The sequence below is a fragment of the Anabaena sp. AL09 genome, from assembly GCF_001672255.1.
GTDB classification, from domain to species: domain Bacteria; phylum Cyanobacteriota; class Cyanobacteriia; order Cyanobacteriales; family Nostocaceae; genus Dolichospermum; species Dolichospermum lemmermannii.
Window position 1 is genome coordinate 14,764 of record NZ_LJOQ01000059.1, and the last position, 24,681, is coordinate 39,444.

Here is a 24,681-nt window from a genome sequence, read left to right on the forward strand (position 1 = left end):
GACGCAAGGAAACCCAACATTAATTATCATATCCTGGTGGATGGTGTTGGGTTTCTTTCCTCAACCCAACCTACGAAGGTTGCAGAGTCAGTATATCTTACTTTAAAATAGAAACTACTTACAATTGCCACAAATTATGATCAACCCCCAAATTTTAGAAGCTATTAAACAAATGCCTAATGTTGAAAGACTAGAGATAATAGAATTTGCCTTAAAACTCATGCGTGAAGAAATGCAAAATCCTCAAAAACTGAGCTTAACTGCTGCTGCGGAAATGATGCGTTCTTATTATGAAACAGAAAGCAGTTTAACAGAATTTGTTGATACTTGTAATGAAGATTTTTATGAGTACCAAGATTATGCGTAGAGGTGAAATCTGGCTGTATAATGCTGATCCCACAGTAGGGGATGAAATTAGCAAAACCCGACCTTGTATCATTGTTAATAATGATGATATAGGTACTTTACGCTTAAAGGTTATTGTACCTATTACCGGATGGAACGAAGTTTTTGCACAAGTACCTTGGATGATACGTATTGAAACAACAGCAGAGAATAATTTAAGCAAATTATCCACAGCAGATACTTTTCAAATTCGTTCAGTTTCTCAACAACGACTAATTAAAAAAGTGGGAATAGTTGCGGAAGAAATTATGCAGGAAATTAGTAATGCTTTAGCTATTGTTTTGAATATTAAATGACTAAAAATACACCCAATTTACTAGACGTAGTAGCACTCACAATTGATTTACCTGAATATAATTTATTGCGTGGTCAAGTTGGTACAATAGTTGAATTATTAGCTGATGGTGCTGCGTTTGAAGTAGAATTTAGCGATTCCCTTCGGGATAGCTTCGCTTCACGCAATGGACAAACTTATGAATCTGTTGGGTTGCTTCCACAGCAAATAATGGTGTTACATTTTGAGATAAAAGCACCCATTAGTTTTTGAAGGAATTTATATGTCTGAAGAAACTAGATTGACTTATACCGATGGGGTGATGATAGATTTGTCTAAAATAGCCGAACAAACACAAGTACAAAATATTAATTTAGCTTTGAAATTTTTACCAAAGCTACCAGCAGAGGCTTATGCAGCATTGCAACATATAGAGGTAATAGCTTCACCTGAAGATTGGCAAAAAATTACCTATCAAATAGCACGTACTTTAGTAAATGCTCAATATGAAATCACTCATCGTCAAATTATGGAAAAGATGAAGGTGGATAATTTAGATGAGATGGAATCTGATGATGATATTTTAGCTGCTGCTTTGAAACTTACGAGTTAGTTTATTTTTACCAAGCTAAAAATAGATAGAGTTACTCACAATAGATTTATGACATTAACCCTCAATTTACCACCAGAATTAGAACAGTATTTAACACAGCAAGCACAACAACAAGGTCTTTCTAAAGCAAAGCGCAACCCAACATTATTAATTATCATATCCTGGTGGGTGGTGTTGGGTTTCACTTCGTTCTACCCAACCTACAAAAAAGTTGATTTATCTAAGTTAAAAATATTTAGGTAATTCAGTTTGTTTCAAAACTATATTAGCAGTATGACGGGACTTGATACAGCTATCTACTACAAACCGACGTTGTGTGATTGGACTATACCAAATTTCATGATCTCCTTTTCCTTGCCTTTCAAAATAGCAATTTGCTTCTGAAAGCAGCTTTTTCAATTCAGGTGTAAATGATGTACTCATCTATTACGCTACCTGAATCAATTCTTGACGATGACTAATTAACTCAAAATTAATTGTCCCCGCATAATTATGAGGGACAATTTGATTCAAGACTAACAATTCTGGAATCATTACTCGGAGCTTTTCTGTTAAAATATCAATTGTAGAAGTTTCTGTTACCAAACCTGGGATATCTTCGCTAGTTGCTACCCAAACTTCTGCTTCTGCATCCCAAAAAGCTTCAACTTTATAGGTAATTTGTGTCATTATTAAAAGTTTTGGTAAATTGATAAAACTAGATTTATTATATCACAAATATAGCAATTTTCACAATTAAAACCGCCACCTCACACTAATTGAATTCAGTGTTGAAGGAATGGCGGATTTGCAGATGGAATTTGATGCCGTGGTACTACAAACCACAAATTCTAGAGATTGACTGGCTGCTTCTTTTCTGTAGTCTGGGAATGACTACTATTATTAACAGTTTCTGTTGCCAAAAAAGCCTCTTTCCCTGTAATTAATCGAGAGCGACGATTGCGAGTAATATAATTCCAAGCCCATTGAATTACTATCACTAATTTAGTGTCAAACTCAATTAAGAAGTAGATATGAATTACTAGCCAAAATATCCAAGCAATGAAACCTGTGAGTTTAATGAAACCTAAATCTACAACGGCTAAATTTTGCCCAATCATTGCCAAACTACCCACATCATTGTATTTGAATTCTGGCAAAGTATGACCTTGAAGCCGGCGTTTAATGAGTTTACCTACATACTCTCCTTCTTGCTTGGCTACCGGGGCAACACCGGGTAAGGGTTTACCATTTTGATGGGAGAAATTAGCTAAGTCTCCAATTACGAAAATGTTTTTATAATCCTTGATAGTCAAATCAGGTTCGACAATTACTCTGGCAGAGAAATCGCATTCTACATCTGTCCGTTCTGCGAGAATTTTCCCCAAAGCTGAACCTTGCACACCGGCTGCCCACAAGATAGTTCTTGAGGGAATTTCTGTCAATTCACCGTTTTGCTTGAAAGTAACAATGTCATTTTCAATATTTGTGACTCTGGTTTGAGTGTGAATAACCACACCCAACTTTTGTAAAGATTCTATTGCTACTTTTGATAATTCTGGGGCAATGTGTGGGAGAATGCGATCGCCCCCTTGCAATAGTAAAATTTTCGTTTCTGAAGTGTCAATGTTGCGGAAATCTTCTTTGAGGGTTTGGTATGCTAATTCAGCGATCGCACCGGACAATTCTACACCAGTTGGACCACCGCCCACAATCACAAAAGTTAACAAAGCCCGACGTTTTACCGGATCACTTTCTTTTTCTGCGGCTTCAAATGCTGAAAATATCCGCCGACGCATTTCTATGGCATCTTCCACAGTTTTCAAACCAGGAGCAAATTCTTTCCAATTATCCTTACCAAAATAGGAATGGTTTGCACCGGTGGCCAGAATTAATGTATCATAAGGGACTATTTCATCACCCAAAATAACTTGTTGCGCTTTGGGATTAATATCACTTACTTCTCCCAACAACACTTTTGTATTTTTGCTTTTGCTGAATACAGATCGCAATGGTGCGGAAATATCAGAAGGTGATAGTGTACCTGTGGCAACTTGATATAAAAGCGGCTGAAATAAATGAAAATTCCGTTTATCAATGAGAGTAACATTTACTTTTGCCTTAGCAAGAGCCTTTGCTGCATACAATCCACCAAAGCCACCACCAACGATAACAACTTCATGTGGTGCATTCTTCTCACGGGGAACAACCATAAACAATATTTCCTTTTGTTAAGAGTCATGTAACCTTTCTTAACAAATATGTAACAATATTATAATATATTTTGCCGTCTATTTGGAACGCTTGAAAAAATACTAAAAGTAGTCAAAGTTACTATTAAAATTGTCTAAAATTCCAGCAATGAAAATAGGACTTACGCAAGTGTCACACTAAAAATCTGTTGTAGGGTGTGTCAGATATCAACAATCTGTTTATTTGCAGGATTTATGCAGTCTGCCGCACCCTACCAATGTGCCAGTTACGTAAGTCCTGGAAAATATAGTCCTCACCCATGACTTGAGAAAAATCACACATCGCGCTAGTCTTCATTAGCGTCAACCGTGAAACTCAAACCATGACAAACCACCCACAAATTCCCCCCTGTACCTGGAAACGTCCCATTGGCTTAGGCTGGGATCAACCCTACACCGTCCGTTATCCTGATAATATAGATGATGGTCCCTGGCACGGAATGCCCCTTGGTGGCTTTGGTGCAGGGTGTATAGGACGTTCTTCACGGGGAGACTTTAATCTGTGGCACATTGACGGGGGAGAACATACTTTTAAAACCGTTCCCGCTTGTCAATTTAGTATTTTTGAATCAGGACTTGCTTACGCATTATCTACCCAACCTCCAGAAGATCATACACTGCAATCTTGGCAATGGTATCCACAGTCTCAGGAACAGAATTCAGGTACATATCACGCACTTTATCCTCGTAGCTGGTTTGTTTATGAAAATGTCTTAAAAACTCAATTAACCTGTGAGCAATTTTCCCCAATTTGGGCAGATAATTATCAAGAAGCCAGTTATCCTGTCGCAGTTTTTTTGTGGAAAGCGCACAACCCCACAAATGCACCAATTACCATTAGCATTATGCTAACTTGGGAAAATATGGCAGGTTGGTTTACTAATACTTTGAAATCTCCTCAAGTACGAGTTAGAGATGATGGAAGTCCAGTTTATGAATATCTACCACGCTGGGGAGAAAGTCAAGGAAATTATAACTGTTTAGCAGAAGATCATCAATATTTTGGTTGTGTTTTAGGTCAAGTTTCTCATAGTCAAACTGTCCAAGAAGGAGACGGAACTTGGTGTATTGCAACTGCCAAAAATCCCCAAGTGGAAATATTCTATCATTCCCGATTTAATCCTGTGGGTAATGGTGAAGATGTTTGGCAAAGTTTCTCTGCAAATGGTTCTTTACCTAATTATATAGATGAAACTCCCGCAGATGAAAATACCAGATTAGGTGCAGCAATTGCGGTGCGTTTCACTTTGCAACCTGGGGAAAATTTAGAAGTTCCCTTGGTGCTAAGTTGGGATTTTCCCGTTACAGAATTTGCCGCGGGAGTGAACTATTACCGCAGATATACAGACTTTTTTGGTTGTAATGGTGAGAATGCTTGGCAGATTGCTACTACTGCTCTTAAAGAATATCAGAATTGGCGATCGCTCATTCAAGATTGGCAAAATCCCATTTTAGCAAAATCAGATTTACCTGACTGGTTCAAAATGGCTTTATTTAACGAACTCTACGATTTAACCAGCGGAGGAACTCTCTGGAGTGCGGCCTCAGAAATTGATCCCGTTGGTCAATTTGCCGTGTTAGAATGTTTAGATTACCGTTGGTATGAAAGTTTAGATGTGCGGTTATACGGTTCTTTTGGGTTATTGATGTTATTCCCTGAATTGGAAAAATCGGTAATTCGGGCTTTTGCTAGGGCAATTCCCCAAAGTGATGATAGAACTAGAATAATCGGTTATTATTTAACTATCAAATCTGAAAGTCCCAACGCAGTTCGGAAAATTGCCGGTGCGACACCCCACGATTTAGGCGCACCCAATGAACACGTTTGGGAAAAAACCAATTATACTAGTTATCAAGATTGCAACCTGTGGAAAGATTTAGGTTGTGATTTCGTTTTGCAGGTATATCGAGATTTTCTGTTTACTGGTGCAAATGATCTTCAGTTTTTAGCAGATTGTTGGGATGCTATTGTCCAAACTCTCGATTATGTGAAGACATTTGATCTCGATGGTGACAGTATACCAGAAAATTCTGGCGCTCCTGACCAAACTTTCGATGATTGGCGTTTACAAGGTGTCAGCGCCTATTGCGGTGGTTTGTGGTTAGCTGCTTTGGAGTCTGCTATTGCTATCTCTAAGATTTTAACGAACCACAGAGGCACAGAGGACACGGAGGTGGAGGTGCAAGGGTCTATTTATCAAGGTTGGTTAAATCAATCAAAACCAATTTATCAGGAAAAACTTTGGAATGGTGAATATTACCGTTTGGATAGTGAAAGTGGTTCTGATGTGGTGATGGCTGATCAATTGTGTGGGCAATTTTACGCTCGTCTATTGAGTTTACCAGATATTGTGCCGAGCGATCGCGCTTTGTCTGCCTTAACAAAAGTATATGATTCCTGTTTTCTGAAGTTCCAAAATGGTAAATTTGGTGCTGCTAACGGTGTTCTTCCTAATGGTTTACCAGAAAATCCTAATTCTACACACCCTTTGGAAGTTTGGACAGGCATCAATTTTGGTCTAGCAGCCTTCCTGGTGCAAATGGATAGGAAAAATGAGGCAATGCAGTTAACTGAGGCTGTAGTAAGGCAAATTTACGACAATGGTTTGCAATTTCGCACACCGGAAGCAATCACCGCTAATGGCACTTTCCGCGCTAGTACCTATCTCCGCGCTATGGCTATTTGGGGAATCTATTTGCTAGTTCGTTAAATTTAATACTTTTCACATCCCCGACTTCTTTGAGAAGTCGGGGATCTTTATTTTCCGGTTATTTCCGGAATTGGGCGAAAAAATCAGTAATGGTTAAGAGTTGAGGAATTTAAATCTGAAAACCAATGCTTTCAAAGATACCTCTATCAATCATCAGTAATTAGATTTTGCAGAGGCTTGTTATACAACAACACTTTTAAACGGTGATCGGCAAAAGTAACTTTTTTAGCTAAGTTACAACAAAATAACTACCAATTCCCCCACTTCATTTAGGGTTATGGGACATAAAAAGATTGCGATTAATCACCCAAAAAATCCTCGAATCTAGTTGGGAAAAGATGAGAGTTTTTCAGTAGACCTTAATTATGTAATGATATCAGTAGTTGCAGGCTAGTTGAATAAAGCAAGGACAGCAGGAGCTTTATCAATCTATGATGTCAGGTTAGTCAGGTTCAAATGCACTTAGTGTTTACGACTCCTAATTTAGCTGATAAGTTCCCAGCTAGTTGTAATAGAGTCAAAATTTCGATCTAGCGAACTGCTTGTGAAAATTGCCCAACTTGTTTAAAAACTTAAACAGCTTGGGAGTTACACTATAACCTCCTCATTCTGATCTGTCAAGCAACTACCGGATAAATTTCTGGGAAAGTTATTGAGAAAATCTCAGTTAATAATTCGCTCTGAAAGCTGAATAGTAGCGCTTGAGACCCGGAAATTTGAGCAAATTTGATTTGTTAAGAATTACTTAGCCATACGGACTTGATCTTTATTTTCTACCTAAGTATCGGCTTTGACAAGAATAATCTGCGGCAATTGACCATAAATAATGATGGTGATTCCTACCGAATCAGTTTAATGAATATTACTGTAATCTTACTTATATTAATAAATTGCATACATATAATTACCAACCTAGTTATTTAATTAAATGCTAATTTTCCCTAATAAACAAATAGCTTTTACTAAACAAATAAGATAATAGTGAAAGGTTCATGGTGATCCAGTTTTTGCTGTACAGATATAGCTACAGGTATTTTTTTATATAAAAACAAACATATTGGTAATTTAGATTAATATCGAAACCCAGAGTATTAACAATAAATAATACTGTTAATTATGGAATTATTTTGTAATTGACATTTATTTTTATTGTCGTCAAAATTTTAGGAATTAAAGCTTTGAAGTCCTTGCAAAGCAATGATTCTCATTGAAACAATTACTATATAAAAATTAAATTTGTGGTAATTAAAGTTCATTTGTTTTTGAGCTATAGTTGCGACGAATATCTATATGCTACGGAGCATAGACAAAGGTGATTCGTAGTTTTTTTGCTTTGTATAACGATGATAACATCTGCCCTTGAGATTAAAGTGGGGGGTAACACCCCTCATTTTTTGCCAACTGGGGACAAAAATCAAACTTGCACAAGACATAAGTAAATATCTAGATAAGTTCAGTAAATTTAATTTAAATCTTGCCCCCTTGGCAGATGACATTAGCGACAAAAAATAGTATAAATAAAAATGTGGCTTTTGAAATTGAGAAATCAATGGTTTTCCTGATTCCATTCAGTAATTGTGCGCTTTTACAGCAAAAGCACCAAAATTAATGGTAAGAAGTTATACAGCAGTAGCTAGGGAGAAGCAGAAAATTTCCACTTGGAAATTTCAAGAGGACATAATTGCATCTACGAAAAGCTACGCCAAACTCAATTCCTCCAGGTAGAAACCACAGAAAAGGTAAATTTTTACCTTTGATTCATTGGTAAGTATAAATCTACAGCCCAGACACAATTAATACATATTATTTCTGTTATCTATAGATATTACTAAATGAAAACTGTAAGACTGCCCAGAAAATCAGGGTATACACGGCAAGGCACAGCAGTACACAGACTTGATTAAAAATAGTCAGGTTTTCAATCACAGGTCACGTTATGGAAAAAATCATCAGGTCAAATGCGCGTTTTAGCTTAGTTAAATGGGTAATCGTAGAGATCCAGTTTTCTGATTCCCATTCCCGTCAGGTATCAATATTCGCAAGTACCGGACTTTTATGGAAAGTTGTTACTTTTCTCAACATCTGCCACCAATTGATTACCTATAGGTTCCGGTTGTTCCCGCAACAGCAATTTGGCTGAAGACCATCGCATTTGCTCCCAACTGGACTAATTTACTCAATTCAAAGATAACTAAGATTATGAATCAAGATATTGCTGGCAGTGGTAACAACTTAGAAGCAAAAATCCATCCTGAACAGTTAGACCAAGTAGTCGAAGCGATTTTGGCAGGGAAGTATTCTTGGGCTTGTGTTTTAATGTTGCGGTTTGTGGGCTATAATCCCATGCACTATATTCCTTATCGCACTTATAACCGCATATTGAAAGAAAACGCTCGCATGAGTCGCTTGAATACACAAAATAATGAAACTCTCAAAATTGCTAAACCACCCACAGAGAAAAGATCCGAAGGTAATCTGGCATCTAACTGTTTAAGCAAGATTAAGGATTTAGCTTATATGGAAGTTTGCGGCAAGCATCATGCTGAAGCACGCGCCAATAATCGGGAAAAAAAGTCGGCATAGTTGCTGATTATATCGTAATTGCTTGTTACTCAGTATGATGGTCAATGTGAGTAACTGCAATTACTGAATCCTTTGTAAAGTTCTGCCACAATGGCAAATATACACTGGTAACATCTTATAAATTAGAAATAGCAACCTAAATAAAGGTTCATGGCAGACAAATTGCATTTTTCCCAAAAAACTGTTTGTGTCTGTACATGAAACATATAGGCTGATTGCTTTTGCATTCAGTTTTTCATTAATTAAATTCTCCATCAAGACTGATGAACCATGACTAAAGGTGGTTATTTTTCCTCAGAAGCTTGAGCAGTTTTCAATTAGGGTGGTGGGTTGCCCTAATTAAATTGAGATGGCTAGATAACTTTTTCTAGCAAATTTCCTGTGACTAAGGTTTGGCTAACTTTGGTAATCAAGGTAGATGAGGAAACGGAAGGTCATGGTGAAATCATGCTCTTATTTGCAAATTTTTACTGTTATGTCAACTGGCAATTGATATAACTGCAATTAGAAGTTGTAATAATTTTACAGCTTCTTTTTCATGGATATAAAATTCTACAATAGGATTTACTAGAAATTACTAACCATATTTATAAGTAGGTGAACACAATAAAATCAAACTGTGTAAAGAAATGTAAAATCGCTGAAAACTTCTTTACTCTTGCCTCTTGCCTCTTGCCTCTTGCCTAGTGCTATGACGACAATTTTCAACGCTAACCTACTTATCAGCTTTAAGTTGATATAAATTTTATATGAAGAGATGATGAAGTTTAGATGAAGATTTTATTTTTTATATAAATTTTAGAAGAAGATATAGCAGAATTTAAAGATAACAATCAAAGCTTCATCACTTTTTTATCTAAACTGAATGGCTCAGTCTTAGCTATCGAGTAGACGATTTCATATTTAAGAACGTCTGCTGATGAGAGTTTTCTCATTTTAGGCTAGTACCGCAGGGCGGAAGTCAAAAGTCAAAAGTCAAAAGTCAAAACTAATATACAGTAGGCTTTTTGGCGATTGAATATGGTTGCTTTATTTACGCCGTGATGTACTAGTGTAAGAGATAGATTACATCCTTCTGAGCTTATCTATTTTGGGGCTGCAATTTTTAGCACAATTGTTCCATAATTATTGGGTAATTAGAACTGCATGAACTTAAATATTTGAGGATTGATTAACTTCAATACCAGTGTTTACAAATATCTGGAAATCTAAATTAGAGATAGTATCATGCGCTAGGTAAATTTTGAGAATGATTAACTAATGCAGATAAATTTGGCATGAGAAAGCGAATTTTTTGGACTTTATTTATAGGTGTTTTACCAGACAGTGCTGTTTATTGAGGGACATAACAGCTATGCCTGCTGCATAGATATTGAGAATCACATAAATACTCATGAAACATCCTCCAAATTAAATACTGAATATCTGTGAAATTTCTTGCATCTGTCTTTGAGCAATAGATGTAACAGATAAATTTGCCCAAATTTGAAAGTAGAAGGCAACTGGTAAGAATTATGTCATCTTATTCTCATCAAAATCGGGTTATTGATATTTACGATGGTTATGAAAGTAAGTTTTTAACGCCTTTTCAGCGAAAGACATTGCTAAAAAATTTACAAAGCAATTCACAACCAGAATATCGGCGACGAATTGAGATTATGTTGTTAGCAGATATGGGCAAATCGCAAACTCATATTTGTGACATGATTGGTTGTTCTCAGGAGATGGCTAGGTATTGGATAGGTACTGCTGAGGCGGGGATGGCTCACAAATGGAATCAGCGCCCATTGGGTAGACCAAAGATTGTTAATCATCAATATATTGAAAGATTGAAGGAATTAGTCAATTCTAGTCCCCGTGAATATGGCTATGCTTTTGGTGATTGGACGGCGCAATGGTTGAGTAAACATTTAGCGAAAGAGTTGGGAATTCAAATTAGCGATCGCCACATTAATCGCCTCCTTAAACAAATGGGACTTTCTACTAAACATAAAAGTTCCCCATTGATAACTACTGAAAATCAGGATTTAGCAATTAAAATTAGTGATTTGCATTCTCCGCCTGAACCTAGTTTTCATTGGTCATTGAATCTCATGCAGACCAATAAATAATAGTGTTTTGGAGGTTAGGAAATGCTATCAGCGTTTTCTCAGGAACAGTTAGTTACACAGATTAGGCAAGTCTTGGGTGATGGCTTATCAGATCAAGCAGTTATAGATTGTACCAAGGCTTTAGAAATTATTGAACCACCAGTAGCAAAGCAATTTTGGCAAGCGACAACAGCAAAGCCGGGAATTTATGTTGTGCTGACTGGTAAGGTGAGATTACTTGATAGCTCGAACAATTTAATTAATACTCTCACTTCAGGGTCATCATTTGGGGAGTTAACTTTATTTCCAGAACAAGATTTTAGCAGTTATGTGGCTAGAGCTTCTATAAATTTAAAGGTTGCCTATCTTCCCCAAGCAATATTAACTAAGGTAATGGGAGAGTTTCCTAGTGTTTATCATCTTTTGTTGAATAAGGCAGAGCTAATTAACACTGCGAATTCTTCAGAAATTCCGCTGATTGAAGCCCCAAGAACTGTAAATAGTGCCAATTTACCTCAACCAATAATTCCCGCACCAACACAAGTAAAAAAACGCCCTCAATACTTTCCTATTCCTACTGTAGTTGTTGGTAATTGGTGGCGTAAATTTACTAAACGCTATCCATTTTTTGAACAACAAAGTGCTGCTGATTGTGGTGCTGCTTGCTTAGTTATGGTTGGCCGTTATTGGGGAAAAAACCTGAGTATCAATCGGCTGCGGGATCTGGCTAATGTTAGCCGGAGTGGTGCATCCATGCGAAGTTTGAGTGCAGCAGCAGAAAGCCTTGGTTTTGCTACCCGTCCGGTGAAAGCCAGTTTGGATAAATTTGCCCAACAATCTTTACCAGCGATCGCTCATTGGCAAGGTAGACATTACATTGTTGTCTATGAAATTACCAAAAAACAGGTAATTGTTGCTGATCCCGCTATTGGCCAACGTCAGCTTACTATTAAGGAATTTCTTGCAGGTTGGACTGGTTACGCTTTACTATTACAGCCTACAACTTCACTTAAAAAAACGCAAGAAGCTAACACGCCATTTTGGCAGTTATTTGATTTAGTTAAACCGCATTTTCAGGTTCTCTTAGAAGTATTTATTGCTTCGGTATTAATTCAGGTATTTGGATTAATCACACCTTTATTTACTCAACTTTTATTAGATAGAGTCATTGTTCAAGGTAGCATCTTAACTTTAAATACTGTCGGGTTTGGATTGTTAATTTTTGGGTTGTTTCGGGTTGCTATTAATGGGTTAAGACAATATTTACTAGATCACACCGCTAATCGCATTAGTGTGGCTTTAATGGTGGGATTTATTAAGCATACATTTGGCTTACCTCTGTCATTTTTTGAGTCTCGTTATGTGGGAGATATTGTCTCTCGTGTTCAGGAAAATCAAAAAATTCAACGGTTTCTGACGGGTGAAGCTCTATCTATTGGCTTGGATTTATTAACAGTTTTTGTTTATGTGGGATTAATGTTTTGGTACAGTCCACCAATGGCATTAATGACATTGGCAATTGTGCCACCTTTTGTGTTATTAACATTCTTTGCCACACCATTTTTGCGGCGGATTAGTCGAGAGGTATTCACAGCAGGAACTTTGGAAAATAGTTATTTGATTCAAAGCTTGACGGGAATTTCTTCGATTCGCTCAATGGCTATTGAACAAACAGTTCGTTGGCATTGGGAAGAGTTGCTAAACAATTTAATCAAAAAGAACTTTAGTGGTCAAGTAATTAGTAATCAACTGCAATTAATTAGCTCTACTATTCAATCTTTAGCAAGTACAGGGTTGCTCTGGTTTGGCGCTTGGTTAGTCATTCAGAATCAACTTACTATTGGTCAGTTAGTTGCTTTTAATATGTTACTGGGTAATATTATTCAGCCTTTCCAACGATTAATTATTTTGTGGAATCAGTTACAAGAGGTAATTGTCGCTACAGAACGAATTAATGATGTATTGGAAGCACAACTAGAGGAAGATTTAGAACATAACCCTCGACAATTTTTACCGAGATTAATCGGGAGAATCCGTTTTCATAATGTTACCTTTCGCTATCATCCCGAAAGTGAGATTAATATTTTAGAAAATCTCAGTTTTGAAATTTTACCTGAGCAAACTGTAGCAGTTGTTGGGCGCAGTGGTTCTGGCAAAACAACACTTTCTAAGTTAATTTTGGGTTTATATCTAGCGACAGATGGAAGAGTTTTAATTGACAATCAAGATGTTACTAGTATTTCCTTACATTCTTTGCGATCGCAAATAGGAGTTGTTGATCAAGATACATTTTTATTTGGCGGAACAATTCGGGAAAATATCACAATTGCCCATCCAGAAGCCTCTTTAGAAGAGATTGTGGAAGCTGCCCAACTTGCAGGTGCAGATGAGTTTATCAAAAGGATGCCAATGGGTTATGAAACCCAAATTGGTGAAGGAGGCGGAATGTTATCTGGAGGTCAACGTCAACGGTTAGCAATTGCCCGGGCTTTACTGGGAAATCCGCGACTTTTAATATTAGATGAAGCTACAAGTCACCTTGATGCTGAATCTGAACGGATTATTCAGAACAACCTCAAAAAAATTCTGCAAGGACGTACAAGTGTAATTATTGCTCACCGTCTTTCTACAGTTCGTCATGCTGATCTAATTTTAGTTTTAGATCGTGGTGTTTTAGTAGAAAGCGGTACACATGAAGAATTAATTACCAAAAAAGGACATTATTTCTATCTCAATCAACAACAATTAGCACAAACAAATTAATTGTTTAATAACCAGATCCCCGACTTATTGAAGAAGTTGGGGATCTATAACCAGAATTCTAAAATTATTTATGCCACAGTCAGTTTACACACAACCAACAACTACCATAAAGCCGCAGAATCAAACTGAATCTACTGCTTTTATCCAAAATAAACCTCAGACTCAGACATTAAATAAAGCCCAAGATTGGTTTTATGGTACAGAAGAATTATTAGATGCTTTACCAAAAGTATGGACTCGTTCCATGTTGTATTTATTAGTCAGTTTTGCCGCAATTATTTTACCTTGGGCAATGTTAACTAAAGTTGATGAAACAGGAAGTGCTAGTGGCAGAATAGAACCCAAAGGGGCAACACAAAAATTAGATAGTGCCGTAACTGGTAGTGTAGTTGCTGTTAATGTTAAAGAAGGTGCAATCGTTAAAGCTGGACAGGTATTAGTAGAAATGCAATCTGATGTTTTAAAAACAGAAATACAGCAAATAAAAGATAAGTTAGATGGGTTAAAAAATCGACAATCTCAACTGGAAATACTGAAGAATCAAGTCTTCATGGCAATTAATATTCAACGTCAGCAAAATCAATCTCAATCATTAGAAAAACTTGCTCAACTTAATCAAGCCCAACAAACATTTGAGACTAAAAAAAGTGCCTATAATTTCCAGGATTTGGAGAAATTAGCCCAAATTGATCAGGTAAAACAGAATATACGATCTACTCAAACTAACTATAGATTAGCTACAAGTCGGTTACGTCGAGATGTTTCTGAAGTTGAACGTTATCGGCTATTGTTAAAGCAAGGAATAATTTCTCAAACTAAAGTAGTAGAATTGGAAAAAATTGCCGAAGAAAGTCAACGTTCACAAGAAGAAGCAAAATTTAATCTGCAAACAGCACAGTTACGGCTAAAAGAAGAAGTCAGCCGTTATCAGTCACTAATGAATCAAGTTCGCTCAGATATTGAACAGGCAAAACTACGTTTACAAGAAGAAGAAAATAGTTATAAAAGTTCTATGCAAGGAGGAGAATTAGTTTTATTAAAAAGTCAGGAACAGTTTAAAGATATCCAAAATCAAATAATTTCTCTTCAATCAGAAATGATGCAAACAAAAGGACAGCTTGCATCCTTAAATTTACAACTAAAACAGCGAATTGTCCGCTCTCCTATTGATGGAATAATTTTTGAATTACCTATTAAAAAACCTGGTTCTGTGGTACAATTAGGACAAATGATTGCTCAAATTGCTCCCGAAAATACCGCTTTGATTTTGAAAGCCCGTATGCCCAGTCAACATAGTGGTTTTGTCAAGGTAGGAATGCCAGTAAAAATTAAATTTGATGCTTATCCTTTCCAGGAATATGGAATTGTATCAGGACGGATTAGTTGGATTTCACCTAACTCTAAAATTCAAGAAAATAGTTCTAACCGAATAGAAACTTATGAATTAGATATCGCTTTAGAAAATCCTTATATTCAAGTTGGTAGCAAACAGATTCCTCTCACCCCTGGACAAACAGCAAGTGCCGAAGTAATCATTCGTCAACGTCGAGTTATTGACTTTATTTTAGACCCATTTAAGAAGTTACAGAAAAATGGTTTAGAGCTTTAAATAAAATTAGCATTGCAGACAAAATTCATTAAATTACGTCCAAAAAAAAGGCATTAATATCCAAATTTCATATCATTTTTGAGAAAATAATGCAAAAATATAAGGGGTTAACCCAACTAACAATTTGGAGGATAGGATGATGAAAAAAATAGTAATTAATAGCTTATACACTACTGAATTAAAACCCTTTATTGATGATTTAGATGTAATAGAAATAGACATTGTATCAGGAGGGATGTGGGGCAGTTATCCCTATTCAGGGTTGAATCCTGGTGTTTCTATTATGACAACTTACGACGGTATCAATAGTATGTCAAAAACCTACGAAGGAGCAGGTAATTTTCATGATAATAAATTTAATACAACAGATTATGGTCGAACAGTTAATGCTTGGGTATCTCGTTAATTATTCAAGTCCTGTGCCAATTTCACAAATATAAAACCCGACATTATCAATAATTTTGTTGGGTTTCCTTGCGTTAAACCAACCTACGATATAACTACTTAAATAATCAAATCCCTGATTTATTGGATAAATCAGGGATTTGATTTTGGTATTGAATTATGTCTAAAAAACAAGACATTGATATGCAACTTTTAGGTCATTTTTTAGGGAATAATGCAAAAATATAAGAGTCAAATTAACTGAAAGTTCAGAGGATTAGATCATGAAGGGAATAGTAATTAATGACTTGTATCCTACTGATTTAGTAACTTTTATGAATGATTTAAAAAACCGAGAGCTAGGCATTTTATTAGGAGGAGGATTTTGGGGAGGTTATCCCAGTTTTGGGCTAACTCCTAATGTTTTTATAACTACCGTTTACGATGGTATAAATACCATATCAACAACTTATGAAGGAGCCGGTAGCTTTCATGATAATAAATTCAATACTATAGATTATGGTCGGACAGTTAATGCTTGGGTAAATCGTTAATTATTTCAGCAAGTTTAAAGGAAATTTTGTCACAATTGCAGAATTATTCACTCTTAATTAGGAAATAATCTCATGGCTACAATCATAATTTCTAATTTGCAACCCATTGAAGAAAAGACATTTTTGCATGACTTAAATTCAGAGCAAATACAGCAAATTTTAGGTACTGGTATTATTCCTTTCTGGAATGGTGGTCCCGATGTTGTTCAACTATCAACAGTTTATGATGGTATAAATGCCCGTCAAACATCATATCGTGGTCCATTTGGTTTATATGATAATAAATTTTTTACTCTTGATTTTGCAAGAAGTAATTACTATTTCATAATCTGAGTATTTGAATAAATACGTCCCTAACTTTTTAGAAAAGTTGGGGATTTAAGTTTGGTATTAAAATGTTAATTATTTCAGCAAAATCAAAAGCTATTTTGTCACACTAAGTAAAGCTGTTTACTGTTGAACGAGGAAATAAGATCATGGCTACAATCATAATTTCCGACTTACAGGAAAAACCATTCTTGTATGAGTTAAATTCAGAGGAAATACAGAAAATATCAGGTACTGGTATAATACCTTTGCCTTTCTTAAATGGACCTGTTTCTGATGTTATATTCTCAACCATTTATGATGGAATAAATAGTCTTCAAGCAAATTATGAAGATCCATTTGGTTTCCGTGATAATAAGCTTTTTGCTCTTGATATTGGCAGAAGTAATTACTATTTAGTAGTTTGAGTATTTGAATAATCAAATCCCTAACTTTTTGGAGAAGTTGGGGATTTAAGTTTGGCATTAACCGAACAGTATTGGATGTAGTATTATGGATATGAGTTACTGCATTATAAGCAATGATAGAAATTTCCCAGACAGTAATTATTCCTGATAGCGATATTGAAATTAGTGCAATTCGTTCTCAGGGTGCAGGTGGTCAAAATGTTAATAAGGTTGCTACTGCTATTCATTTGCGCTTTGATATTGGTGCTTCCTCCTTACCAGAAATCTATAAGGAACGACTTTTGAAGCTGAAGGATAACCGCATTACTTTTGAGGGAGTTGTGGTGATTAAAGCGCAGGAATACCGCAGTCAAGAACAGAATAAGGAGGAAGCTTTCAGACGACTTCAGGAACTGATTAAAAGTGTGTCTGTTTTACCGCGAAAACGCAAACGAACTAAACCAAGTCGCAATTCTCAAAGAAAACGTCTTGATAGTAAAAATAAGCGCGGACAAATTAAGTTGACTAGAGGAAAAATTACAGAATAATCACGATGCTATTACTGTGATGATAATATATAGCAATCCTAATAAAATACAAACATCTCCTTTCTCTCTTTCTCTGTGTTCTCTGTGCCTCTGTGGTTCGTTAAAAAAAATCTTGTACATAAATGCTATATATTAACGTCCCAACATTTTATCTCGAAGATGCTTAATGCGATCGCGCAATTTTCCAGCTTCTTCAAATTCCATCTTCTTCGCTGCTTCCTTCATCTGTTTTTCCAACAACGTAATTAACTCTGGAATATCTTCCAAGGATAATTCATCTAGATGTTCATCAACCATTTTTAAATCAGTGGCATTTAATCGCCGAGAAGCATCTAAAAATGATAAAATTGAATTAGTTTGTTTTTTAATAATCGGTTGCGGTGTAATTCCATGTAGTTTATTATAAGCCGTTTGAATTCCCCTTCTTCTATCAGTTTCATCAATGGCTTTAATCATACTACCTGTTAATTTATCAGCATATAAAATTGCTTTTCCTCTAATGTGACGGGCTGCGCGGCCGATAGTTTGAATTAGAGAACGTTCAGTCCGCAAAAATCCTTCCTTATCTGCGTCCATAATTGCAACTAACGAAACTTCTGGTAAATCTAAACCTTCCCGCAATAAATTTACACCGACTAACACATCAAAAACACCATTTCGCAAATCCTGTAAAATTTCAATCCGTTGAATAGAATTAATTTCTGAATGTAAATATCTGATTTTAATTCCCCTCTCTGCTAAATATTCCGTCAAATCTTCCGCCATGCGTTTAGTTAATGTAGTAATTAACGTTCTTTCTTGACGGTCAACTCGATCTTTTATTTCTCCTAATAAATCATCAATTTGTCCTTCCGTGGGACGCACAAATATTTCTGGGTCAATTACTCCCGTCGGTCTAATTACTTGTTCAATAATATTCTCTTCCGAAATTTCCAATTCCCAATTTCCTGGAGTTGCAGAAACGAAAATACATTGATTGACTTTTTGCCAAAATTCTTCCGCTTGTAAAGGACGATTATCCGCCGCACTGGGAAGCCGGAAACCATGATCTATTAATACTTTTTTCCTCGCTTGATCTCCATTATACATTCCGCGAATTTGGGGAACAGTAACATGAGATTCATCTATCACTAATAACCAATCTTTGGGAAAATAATCAATTAAACATTCTGGTGGTTCTCCCGCTTGTCTTCCGGCTAAATGGCGAGAATAATTTTCTACACCGTTACAATATCCCACTTCTCTTAACATTTCCAAATCATAACGGGTGCGTTGATCAATGCGTTGGGCTTCAACTAATTTACCCATTGATTCTAATGTTAATTGTTGCTGTTTTAATTCGGTGGCTATATCTTCACAAGCTATTTCTACTCTTTCTTTAGGAGTAACAAAGTGACGCGCTGGGTAGATATTTACTGCTTCTAAACTGTGGAGAATTTCCCCACTAACAGGATCTACATATCTAATTGCATCAATTTCATCCCCAAAGAATTCCACTCTAATAATTCTATCTTCATAAGCAGGAGAAATTTCTAAAACATCACCCCGAACTCGGAATTTTCCTCTCCCCATTTCTATGTCATTGCGAGTATATTGAACTGCTGTTAAATCCCGTAAAACTTGACGGGGATCAATTTCCATTCCCAATTGTAATCGAATTGCGGCTTTCAGGTATTCCGCCGGCATTCCTAAACCGTAAATACAACTAATTGAAGCCACAACAATCACATCTTTGCGTTCAAATAAGGAACGGGTGGCGGAATGTCGTAACATATCTATTTCTTCATTAATCGCTGATGTTTTTTCTATATAAGTATCAGTAACAGGTAGATATGCTTCGGGTTGATAGTAATCGTAATAACTGACAAAATACTCAACTGCATTATGAGGAAAAAACTCCCGCAGTTCGTTACACAACTGGGCGGCTAATGTCTTATTATGGGCTAATACTAGGGTAGGTCTACCGACTTTTTCAATGACTGCGGCTATGGAAAATGTTTTACCGGTTCCTGTCGCACCCAGTAATGTTTGATAATGATTTCCTGTTTGAATACTAGCAGAAAGTTGTGCGATCGCTTGTGGTTGATCACCGGTGGGGACAAAAGGCGCTTGGAGATTAAAATCCATTATCTAGCTTGAACGTTACACCTAGCAATTCTACACAATTTCTCAGTTTTACGTTTGGCGCGAAATTTTTTTTTCGGGGTTTGGCTTGCAACATCGCCCGCGATGTGCTATATTAATATAATGGAGTGGTGATAAAATTTTTATTTAGGCACGCATTTCCATTATCATAATATCACCCCTAGCGCGGCAAGTCAACCCCCAAAACTTTAAAAAAAGAAAATTTTCTTACTTAAATATCAATTTATACTTGTAATTACATAGAAATGATAGCAAATTAAGATTTTTGGAATAATTGAACGCAGATAAACGCAGATAAACACAGATAAATATGGATGATTGTTATTCTGTCCCTAAGGAATAAAGGTTTTAGAGAATTTTTGCGTGGGTTATATCTATAGTATCAGAACTGGTTAAAATAGAAAATAAATCTATTGCTGTTTTGAAATGATACCAGAAGCAAATATTGAAGATGTTCAAGAACCAATTACCAGCGCACCACCGGAAGTGAAGCAAATTATTGAGAAGGTATGGAGGTTGGAGAAAAGCCGATTAGATAGAAAGAGTAAGGGTCATATTAATGATGATATTCTCACTATTGTGAAGGAAGCGGTGCAATGAAGCTAACTTCGATTAAATTATGTAATTTTCGTTCTTTTTATGGGAAAACTCCAGAGATAACTTTGGCTGGTGGAGATGTTCGCAACACTACGATGATTTATGGTAGTAATGGTGCAGGTAAAACTAGTATTTTGAATGCGTTTACTTGGGTTTTATATGAAAAATTTAGTGCGGCTTTTGCGTCAACGGAACAGTTAGTAAATAAACGCGCAATTTCAGAATCTCAACCTAGTCAACCTGTGGAATGTTGGGTGGAAGTTGGTTGGGAACATGAAGGTAATCGTTATCGCGCTACTCGTGGTTGTCGGGTTTACAAAAATGAAAGTGATGTGATTGAAGCTGGGAAAACTCAGTTGAAAATTCAAGTTGCTGGAGATGATGGAAAATGGTATTTTCCTCTTCAACAAGCTGAGGAAATTATTACTCAGATTTTACCAGCAAGTTTACATCAATATTTTTTCTTTGACGGTGAACGCATTGAAGAAATTGTCCGTTCTGATAATAAAGCGGAAATTTCTGAAGCCATTAGAACTTTTTTGGGTGTGGAAGTTATTGAACTTTCGATTAAACACTTGAAAGATGCTAAGAAGAGTTTGGAAACTGAGTTAAAACATATTGGTGACGCGGAAACTAAACAGTTGTTGAATCAGCAAGAAAAGCAAGAACTGGAAATTGACAATATTAATAAACGTCAAACGGAAATAAATCAAGAGTTGGAATGTCAGCAAATTTTGAAAAAGGAAGTTAGTAACAAGTTACGAGAATTGAGTGCTGTTAAGGAATTACAGGAAAGAAAGCAAAGTTTAGAATCTCAAAAAGATAGTTTGCGGGAAGAGTTGAAAAAAACACGGGAGAATTTGAAAAAGGTTATTTCTGCACGGGGTTATACTGTTCTGTTATCGGAAACTACCGCTAAGTTTCGGGAAATATTTACAGATTTAAAACAAAAGGGTGAATTAACTGCGGGAATTTCCCGGGAATTTGTCAATGATTTACTCAATACTGGACGTTGTATTTGTGGTGCAGATTTAAGGGAAGGAACTCACACCCATTTTCATGTCAAAAATTTAATGAGAAAATCTGGTTCTTCGACTGTAGAAGAAACCGCAATCAGAATGAGCGCGCAAGTTGATGAAATTGATAAACAAGCAGTTGCTTTTTGGGAAGAAGCGGACAGGGAACAAGTACGAATTCAACAGTTACGGGAAAATCTTAATCAAGTTGAATTGGAATTAGCGACTATTCAAGAACAACTCCGAAAAGATCCCAATGAGGAAATTAGTAGTTTACAAAAACGTCTTGATGAAATTGAAGCTAAAATTGATGACTTAAATCGAGAACAAGGTGCAAATCAACAGGAAGTTTCTCATCTAAAAACAGCTATTGATGCTTTGATAAAACAAATATCTAAGCAAAAACAAAATGAGGAAAAACAATCTTTAGCACAGCGTCGCATTAATGCTACTCAAGATGCAATTGACAGATTATCGGAAGTTAAAAACCGTCAAGAAAATCAATTTCGTCTCCAATTGGAACAGCGGGTACAGGAAATTTTCTCAGATATTTCTTTTACTCCTTATGTTCCCAAAATTAGCGAAAAGTATGAGTTGAGTTTGGTGGAAAATACGACGGGATTTGAAGCACCAGTCGCAGCTTCTACGGGAGAAAATCAAATCCTCAGTTTATCTTTTATCGCTAGTATTATTGATAAGGTGCGTGACTGGAGTGAGAAGCGGAAAATGATGATGGTTCCTGATAGTAGCACTTTTCCTATTGTTATGGATTCTCCTTTTGGGAGTTTAGATGCTAATTCTCGTCGTCACATTGCGCGAACTATTCCTAAGTTAGCAAATCAGTTGGTTGTGTTGGTGACTAAGACTCAATGGCGGGTTGAGGTTGAGGAGGAAATTGCTGATAAGATTGGGAAGGAATATGTTTTGGTTTATTATTCTTCTAAGCCTAATTGTGAACAGGATTTTATTGAGTTGGGGAGGGAACGATATGCTTTGGTTCGTCAGAGTTTGAATGGTTTTGAATATACTGAAATTGTTGAGGTTGAACGAAATTAATATATCTCACGCAAAGGCGCAAAGGCGCAAAGGAAGAAAGAAATGGTTGTTAATTTTGAGAAAAGTTATATGAGTCCTCTGGAGTATTTGGAGTGGGAGGAACAGCAAGATATTAAATATGAATATATCAATGGTGAAGTTTTTGCTATGACTGGGGGAACTATTCCCCATACTACTATTGCTTTAAATTTAGCTTCTGGGTTAAAAAATCATTTGCGGGGTGGTAATTGTCGTCCTTTTATGGCAGATGCTAAAGTAGGTATATCGGAAAATGGTCCGTTTCATTATCCTGATGTCATGGTAAGTTGTGATGAACGGGATAAACAAGCTATTAAGTTTATTCAATTTCCTTGCTTAATTGTTGAGGTGCTTTCTCCAAGTACGGAAGCTTATGATAGGGGGGGAAAGTTTCAGCAGTATAGACGGATTGAATCTTTGCAAGAATATGTTTTAATTAGTGCTGATAAAATCGGTTTGGATTGTTTTCGGTTGAATGATAGGGGTTTATGGGAGTTACATCCTTTTGTTGAGGGTGATAATGTACATTTAGTTAGTGTTGATTTTACTTTTCCTCTTTCTCTGGTTTATGAGGATGTTTTTTGATTTTTTTCTCACGCAGAGGCGCAGAGGCGCAAAGAGGAGTGTGAGAGTATGGTATTAGTAAGTTAGGTTTGGTTTATGATGTTAAGGGTGTATATTTTATAATTATGGCGGAAACTGGTAGAATTAGGGTTGCTAAGGATAAAGCTGAGTTGGTGAAAAGTTTAACTTCTGCTGATGGGGGAACTGGTCCTTTTCAGACTTTCGCTGATGTGATTGTTTTTGCTGCTGCTTTGGGTGTAAAGTATAAAAAGCGTGTTCCTTTGGGGGAAATTTCTAAACGTGAACCAGCACCGATAAGGTTAGAAGTTTTTGCTACGATGGGATATGATAATTTAATTAAATTGTTGGGATTTACAGAAACTCAAGATATTGGAATTTTATCTCCTAATGAGGAAGAATATCAAAAACAGCGTCATGAAATTTTTGAAGAATACGCTAATGGTGGTCTAGAACTTTTGGTATCTGAACTTAGAGGTTCAATTGACTATACAGATAGAATTGCTATATATTTGAAGTATGAAAAAACAAATAATGGACAAGAAGACGAGGAATTTAATCTAACTAAATTCCTGTCTTGATTGTCAATTTATGTTTAAAAATAGTGATTTATGTCCATCCCAGAGAAATTTTTACTGCCTTAACAGCATCTAATACAGGGTTTACTCTATTTACAATTTCATAATCAGAATTACCCGTTTTTCTAATTATGTTATTTTCCCAAAGAGTATTTCTCCGTGACCAGTCAATCTGTGCTAATTCAGAAACTTTCTGTTCATCAAAACAATTATTCTTCTTATCATAAGTGGTGTATAGCAATCTTCCCAATACTTCGATACCAACACTTAACCCTAATAAACAAGACTCCTTAAATGCACCTACTTGATGAACTGTAAGCTTATCAATGTGCGTTTCAGAAATTTCTCTTGTATCTTTACATTCTGCGAAAAATTTATTCAAGCAATCAATTAAAGGTTCAGATAATGTATCAGCATTACAACCTTTAAGCTCATCATTTGGATTATCCACAAAAATACAACTTACAAACCGGGCTAAAAAATTAGTTGTGTAAATCAACTTTTGCTTAGTAGGGGCATTTTTTCCGATTTTATTTGTTTTTTCATCAAACATTCTAACTTGTTGTATTAGGTTTTTAGTAATACCAACTCTACCTTCAAATTCACCAAATGATAACAATAATGAATTATCTAATTGTTTGGTTTTAGCCATATCTTTGAAGTCAATTTGACATTGACGTTGTTCTCCCTCTAAAATTAGAGTAATTGCAAACTGATTATTCTCAATTAAGTGACTTTCACTACTAAAAATTAATTCATGAATTGCAGTTTTACGATGTTGTCCATCAGTAATATCTAATTTAATTCCATTAGGAATCACAACTATACAAAACCCATTACCTAGTTCATGTATTTTTATATCATTCTCATCAACATTGGCTGTAATTGTCCCTAAAACCCAGGGTTTGTTAACTTGAGCGCGTTCCAGAACATAGTCCTTTATTTCTTTAGCATGACCCTTGACCTCTGGACGATTTTTACCCGAATCAGGATCATTTTTAGTAGAAGGTTTAGCTTGGAGAAGAGTCGGCAAATCTTTAGCGCGTACATTTATTTGTAACATTTTCCGCTTTCCCTGATAGAAAATTAATCCTGGATAGCATGACTCTAGATAATGTTCCGAAAGAAGCGGTGCAATCACAGTAATAAAATTAGCTCTGATATCAGATAGATTGCTATTTGTGTTAGCTTCATTTATTTGAGACATATAA

Annotated in this window: 24 protein-coding genes; 19 read left to right on the forward strand and 5 right to left on the reverse strand. The window is 36.0% G+C overall.

All coding sequences use genetic code 11. The features are described from left to right. Positions 1-136 precede the first annotated feature (136 nt). The 5 genes from AN490_RS12010 to AN490_RS12030 are packed head-to-tail and all read left to right on the forward strand — an operon-like array spanning position 137 to position 1,535. Positions 137-367: a hypothetical protein gene (locus AN490_RS12010; RefSeq protein ID WP_015079878.1), complete on the forward strand. Its 231-nt coding sequence runs from the start codon at positions 137-139 to the stop codon at positions 365-367. Continuing rightward, entirely contained in the window at positions 360-701 is a 342-nt protein-coding gene (locus tag AN490_RS12015; RefSeq protein WP_053539969.1) for a type II toxin-antitoxin system PemK/MazF family toxin, read from the forward strand. Before AN490_RS12010 ends, AN490_RS12015 begins: the two co-directional genes overlap by 8 nt. Continuing rightward, positions 698-952 (forward strand): DUF4926 domain-containing protein, encoded by a 255-nt coding sequence (locus AN490_RS12020; protein WP_300003470.1) that lies wholly within the window; start codon positions 698-700, stop codon positions 950-952. Before AN490_RS12015 ends, AN490_RS12020 begins: the two co-directional genes overlap by 4 nt. A gap of 10 nt (positions 953-962) precedes the next feature. Continuing rightward, the gene (locus AN490_RS12025) at positions 963-1,292 is read left to right on the forward strand and encodes a hypothetical protein (protein ID WP_213712707.1); all 330 of its coding nucleotides are present in this window, start codon (positions 963-965) and stop codon (positions 1,290-1,292) included. Positions 1,293-1,340: 48 nt separating this feature from the next. Continuing rightward, positions 1,341-1,535: a hypothetical protein gene (locus AN490_RS12030; RefSeq protein ID WP_300003473.1), complete on the forward strand. Its 195-nt coding sequence runs from the start codon at positions 1,341-1,343 to the stop codon at positions 1,533-1,535. Here AN490_RS12030 and AN490_RS12035 read toward each other — a convergent pair. The 3 genes from AN490_RS12035 to AN490_RS12045 all read right to left on the reverse strand — a co-directional run bounded on the left by AN490_RS12035 (position 1,518) and on the right by AN490_RS12045 (position 3,484). Next, the gene (locus tag AN490_RS12035; protein ID WP_300003475.1) at positions 1,518-1,715 is read right to left on the reverse strand and encodes a type II toxin-antitoxin system HicA family toxin; all 198 of its coding nucleotides are present in this window, start codon (positions 1,713-1,715) and stop codon (positions 1,518-1,520) included. The genes AN490_RS12030 and AN490_RS12035 overlap by 18 nt on opposite strands. A 3-nt stretch (positions 1,716-1,718) precedes the next feature. Further along, complete coding sequence (locus tag AN490_RS12040; RefSeq protein ID WP_213712711.1) at positions 1,719-1,961, reverse strand: DUF1902 domain-containing protein; 243 nt, start codon at positions 1,959-1,961, stop codon at positions 1,719-1,721. A 161-nt stretch (positions 1,962-2,122) separates the two neighbouring features. Continuing rightward, positions 2,123-3,484 carry an NAD(P)/FAD-dependent oxidoreductase gene (locus AN490_RS12045; protein ID WP_300003478.1) on the reverse strand — a complete coding sequence of 454 codons (1,362 nt, stop codon included), beginning with the start codon at positions 3,482-3,484 and terminating at the stop codon, positions 2,123-2,125. Positions 3,485-3,846: 362 nt separating this feature from the next. Between AN490_RS12045 and AN490_RS12050 the strand changes: the two genes are divergently transcribed. From AN490_RS12050 to arfB, 10 genes are all read left to right on the forward strand, one after another. Beyond that, entirely contained in the window at positions 3,847-6,234 is a 2,388-nt protein-coding gene (locus AN490_RS12050) for a GH116 family glycosyl hydrolase (RefSeq protein ID WP_300003480.1), read from the forward strand. A gap of 2,199 nt (positions 6,235-8,433) precedes the next feature. Then, a complete protein-coding gene (locus AN490_RS12055; protein WP_300003482.1) occupies positions 8,434-8,817 on the forward strand; it encodes a HetP family heterocyst commitment protein in 384 nt (127 codons plus the stop codon). Between the two features lie 1,514 nt (positions 8,818-10,331). Next, complete coding sequence (locus tag AN490_RS12060; RefSeq protein WP_148760480.1) at positions 10,332-10,928, forward strand: helix-turn-helix domain-containing protein; 597 nt, start codon at positions 10,332-10,334, stop codon at positions 10,926-10,928. A 21-nt stretch (positions 10,929-10,949) separates the two neighbouring features. Then, complete coding sequence (locus AN490_RS12065; protein WP_300003485.1) at positions 10,950-13,670, forward strand: peptidase domain-containing ABC transporter; 2,721 nt, start codon at positions 10,950-10,952, stop codon at positions 13,668-13,670. A gap of 70 nt (positions 13,671-13,740) precedes the next feature. Beyond that, positions 13,741-15,279: an HlyD family efflux transporter periplasmic adaptor subunit gene (locus AN490_RS12070; protein ID WP_300003487.1), complete on the forward strand. Its 1,539-nt coding sequence runs from the start codon at positions 13,741-13,743 to the stop codon at positions 15,277-15,279. A gap of 136 nt (positions 15,280-15,415) precedes the next feature. Continuing rightward, positions 15,416-15,685, forward strand: coding sequence for a hypothetical protein (locus tag AN490_RS12075; protein WP_300003489.1), 270 nt, complete (start codon positions 15,416-15,418; stop codon positions 15,683-15,685). 262 nt (positions 15,686-15,947) lie between these two features. Continuing rightward, complete coding sequence (locus AN490_RS12080; RefSeq protein ID WP_300003491.1) at positions 15,948-16,217, forward strand: hypothetical protein; 270 nt, start codon at positions 15,948-15,950, stop codon at positions 16,215-16,217. A 72-nt stretch (positions 16,218-16,289) separates the two neighbouring features. Beyond that, complete coding sequence (locus AN490_RS12085; protein WP_300003493.1) at positions 16,290-16,550, forward strand: hypothetical protein; 261 nt, start codon at positions 16,290-16,292, stop codon at positions 16,548-16,550. A gap of 143 nt (positions 16,551-16,693) precedes the next feature. Continuing rightward, complete coding sequence (locus AN490_RS12090) at positions 16,694-16,951, forward strand: hypothetical protein (protein ID WP_300003495.1); 258 nt, start codon at positions 16,694-16,696, stop codon at positions 16,949-16,951. Positions 16,952-17,064: 113 nt separating this feature from the next. Then, complete coding sequence (arfB, locus tag AN490_RS12095) at positions 17,065-17,478, forward strand: alternative ribosome rescue aminoacyl-tRNA hydrolase ArfB (protein WP_300003497.1); 414 nt, start codon at positions 17,065-17,067, stop codon at positions 17,476-17,478. Between the two features lie 132 nt (positions 17,479-17,610). On the opposite strand, the gene uvrB is transcribed toward arfB, so the two are convergent. After that, the gene (gene uvrB, locus AN490_RS12100; RefSeq protein WP_300003515.1) at positions 17,611-19,608 is read right to left on the reverse strand and encodes an excinuclease ABC subunit UvrB; all 1,998 of its coding nucleotides are present in this window, start codon (positions 19,606-19,608) and stop codon (positions 17,611-17,613) included. A 441-nt stretch (positions 19,609-20,049) separates the two neighbouring features. Here uvrB and AN490_RS12105 point away from each other — a divergent pair, with 441 nt between their 5' ends. The 4 genes from AN490_RS12105 (at position 20,050) to AN490_RS12120 (ending at position 23,473) form a co-directional block, all read left to right on the forward strand. Next, complete coding sequence (locus AN490_RS12105) at positions 20,050-20,223, forward strand: hypothetical protein (protein WP_015079891.1); 174 nt, start codon at positions 20,050-20,052, stop codon at positions 20,221-20,223. Further along, positions 20,220-22,292, forward strand: coding sequence for an AAA family ATPase (locus AN490_RS12110; RefSeq protein ID WP_300003501.1), 2,073 nt, complete (start codon positions 20,220-20,222; stop codon positions 22,290-22,292). Before AN490_RS12105 ends, AN490_RS12110 begins: the two co-directional genes overlap by 4 nt. 42 nt (positions 22,293-22,334) lie before the next feature. After that, positions 22,335-22,895 carry a Uma2 family endonuclease gene (locus AN490_RS12115; protein ID WP_290599411.1) on the forward strand — a complete coding sequence of 187 codons (561 nt, stop codon included), beginning with the start codon at positions 22,335-22,337 and terminating at the stop codon, positions 22,893-22,895. 104 nt (positions 22,896-22,999) lie between these two features. Next, on the forward strand, positions 23,000-23,473 hold the full coding sequence (locus tag AN490_RS12120; protein WP_213712734.1) for a DNA phosphorothioation-associated protein 4: 474 nt from the start codon (positions 23,000-23,002) through the stop codon (positions 23,471-23,473). 28 nt (positions 23,474-23,501) lie between these two features. On the opposite strand, the gene AN490_RS12125 is transcribed toward AN490_RS12120, so the two are convergent. Then, positions 23,502-24,677 carry a DNA sulfur modification protein DndB gene (locus tag AN490_RS12125; protein WP_213800739.1) on the reverse strand — a complete coding sequence of 392 codons (1,176 nt, stop codon included), beginning with the start codon at positions 24,675-24,677 and terminating at the stop codon, positions 23,502-23,504. Positions 24,678-24,681: the final 4 nt, after the last annotated feature.